The sequence below is a fragment of the Rhodococcus sp. NPDC059179 genome (assembly GCF_042754885.1).
GTDB lineage: Bacteria > Actinomycetota > Actinomycetes > Mycobacteriales > Mycobacteriaceae > Rhodococcus_G.
Genome location: NZ_JBHZBV010000002.1, coordinates 123,756 through 126,225, shown reverse-complemented (window position 1 = coordinate 126,225; position 2,470 = coordinate 123,756). Strand labels below are relative to the sequence as shown.

The following is a 2,470-nucleotide window of genomic DNA, read 5'->3' as shown; positions in this document are numbered from 1 at the left end:
GCGGGCATGTACCGAATTGGCGGTGTTCGGTTGTCTGCGCCGGAGCGTCAGATCAGGACTCCGCGAGGGCGCGCACTGCGCGTTCGATGGCGGGGCGCATGTCAAGCCCGGGGTCGACGGTGAGCCGGTGCAGGAGCAGTCCGTCGTCGAGTGCCATGAGAGCCCTCGTCGCCGGCACGGGGTCGGCGATACCGACGGCGATCATGATCCCCTCAGTCCACCGCTCGAACTTGCGTCGCTGCCGCCGCAGCGGCTCGAAAAGCTCAGGGTCGTCGGCGAGTTCGAGGAAGAGGGCGTAGCGTGCGCGGGTGCGCGCGGCGAAGGGCCCGGTCTGCAGTTCGGCCATAGCGCACAAGCACTCGATCAGCTCGTCGACTCCCGAGATCGTGGGCATCGCGGCCGGCTCGAGGTCGGCGCGCTCACGTTCGGCGATCCAGTCGACAATTCCGCCGAGCAGCGCCCGACGGGTGCGGAACCAGTTCGAGGTCGACCCGGGTGGGAGGCCTGCTCGTTCATCGACCCTGGCATGGGTCAGCGCGCGCACGCCCTCCCTGCCGAGCAACTCCACGGCCGCCTCGAGTCCGCGCTCCCGGGTCGTCGCCGGCATCGACACCCCTCTTCCACAGGTTTACTATGAACATAGTATCCCTATCTCACAGAGGGGGAACCATGCCAATTCCCATACCCGCCACGGCCTGGTCGCCGCCGCTGCCAGAGGACTCCGGCTTCGACCATCTCGTCGTCGAGACACCAGGCCTGCGCACTCACGTCGCCGCCATCGGCGAGGGCGAACCGGTCGTGATGTTGCACGGATTCCCCGAGCACTGGTGGCAGTGGCACGCCGTCGCTCCGGTCATCGCGGCGCGTGGCTACCGCGTACTCTGCCCCGACCTGCGGGGGGCCGGCTGGACCGTGGCCGACGATCCGCGCATCGAACGCGAGACCCGGCTCCGCGACCTGCTCGCCCTCCTCGACGTCCTCGACATCGAGCTCGCCCACCTCGTCTCCCACGACATGGGCGTCATCACCGCGATGCAGTTGACCTACGAGCACCCCGAGCGGGTTCGAACGGCACTGCAACTCTCCGTGCCGCCGGCCTTCATGACCTTCAGCCCCAAGGTCATTCCGGGGTTCCAGCACCTGCCCCCGTTCATCTGGCACCGCCCGGGCGCGTCGCTGCGCGGGATCTTCTCCGAGAGGTACGTCGCTCACCCGATGTCGGAGGCAACCGTTGAATCCCACCTTGCCCCGATGCGCCGACCCGACATCGACGGCGCGGTGCGTCCCCTCTGCCGCGGCATGATCCTGCCCGAGGCCGTGCGCATCATGCGCGGGGTCTACCGCCACCGGCGGCTGACCGTGCCGACCCTCGTGGTCTTCGGCCGCCGCGACCACCCCTGGTCCGATGAGGTGGAGAGGATCTGCCGCAATCCGGAGCGGTACGCCGACCGGGTCGAGTTCGCCTATGTCGACGACGCAGCGCACTTCATCACAGACGACGCCCCCGCCGCGGTCGCCGACCTCGCGATCGACTGGTTCGCACGAGCGGCTTGACGTAGGGCTCACTACGCACTGGTACCCGCGTCGTCGCGTCTTCGGGTCGGCCATAGGCGACCGAGGCGCGCCCGGGCCCGGAAATGATGGTTGACCGGGGACAATGCTCCTTCCCTCTCCCACGCGAGCACAGCGCGTCGAGTCCTTCCGATCGGGTAGATTTCTGAGCATGACGGGTACGTCACCCTGTGTCGTCGCGCTGGTCGCTGTTGATGATGAGGTGCTTGAAGCGCTCGTTCAGGCCGCGATCACGGACGCCGCCGCCGACGAAGTGACCCCACCACTGACCGCCGGTAGCAAATGGAGTCCAGAACGAGTCGCCTGGCTCCGCGATTTCCACCAGCACCGCCGTGATGGGTTGACCGGGGACGCCGGTGAGGCCACTTGGGCCGTGGTCGTCAGGAGTCACGTCGTCGGTTCGGTGCGTCTCGTTCGGACGCAGGACCCGGGCATCTTGGAGACGGGCATATGGCTGACACGCGCTGCCCGGAATCAGGGTCTCGGTCGAGCAGCCATGGCCGCAGTGTTGCGCGAGGCTGCCGCATTCGGCGCCGACACTGTGTGCGCCAAGACCACGGCTGACAACGCCAACGCGCTGAGCGTGCTGGGCCAGCTCGGCTTCGAACTTTCCGCAGCTCCCGATGGGAAGCACGTCCGCGGGATGATGCACGTCGACCGCACCCCTCGGGCTGCCCCGCCCCGATTGCGATCGATTACACGGGAGGTCGGTGGGCAAGAAAATCGGTTGGACGGGATTCGGTTCAGGTTGATAGCGTGCGCGAGACCGTGACATCACACGAGGAGGTGAGACCCATGAACGCAGTAGCCGTGTGGGTGCTCCCACTCGTGTTCACGGTTCGGCGATTGACGTAGGTGTCGCCGGGAGCGCCTCGACAACAAGGCAATCCCGAAAGGC

At 67.2% G+C, this 2,470-nt stretch carries 3 protein-coding genes; 2 read left to right on the top strand and 1 reads right to left on the bottom strand.

Annotation, left to right across the window (positions count from 1 at the left end):
* Positions 1 to 52: 52 nt before the first annotated feature.
* Positions 53 to 607: a TetR/AcrR family transcriptional regulator gene (locus ACFXMV_RS05670; RefSeq protein ID WP_378500043.1), complete on the bottom strand. Its 555-nt coding sequence runs from the start codon at positions 605 to 607 to the stop codon at positions 53 to 55.
* Between the two features lie 62 nt (positions 608 to 669).
* Between ACFXMV_RS05670 and ACFXMV_RS05665 the strand changes: the two genes are divergently transcribed.
* Together ACFXMV_RS05665 and ACFXMV_RS05660 are read left to right on the top strand one after the other, a co-directional pair.
* Entirely contained in the window at positions 670 to 1,554 is an 885-nt protein-coding gene (locus tag ACFXMV_RS05665) for an alpha/beta fold hydrolase (RefSeq protein WP_378500044.1), read from the top strand.
* A gap of 103 nt (positions 1,555 to 1,657) precedes the next feature.
* Positions 1,658 to 2,344: a GNAT family N-acetyltransferase gene (locus ACFXMV_RS05660; protein ID WP_378611326.1), complete on the top strand. Its 687-nt coding sequence runs from the start codon at positions 1,658 to 1,660 to the stop codon at positions 2,342 to 2,344.
* Positions 2,345 to 2,470 lie beyond the last annotated feature (126 nt).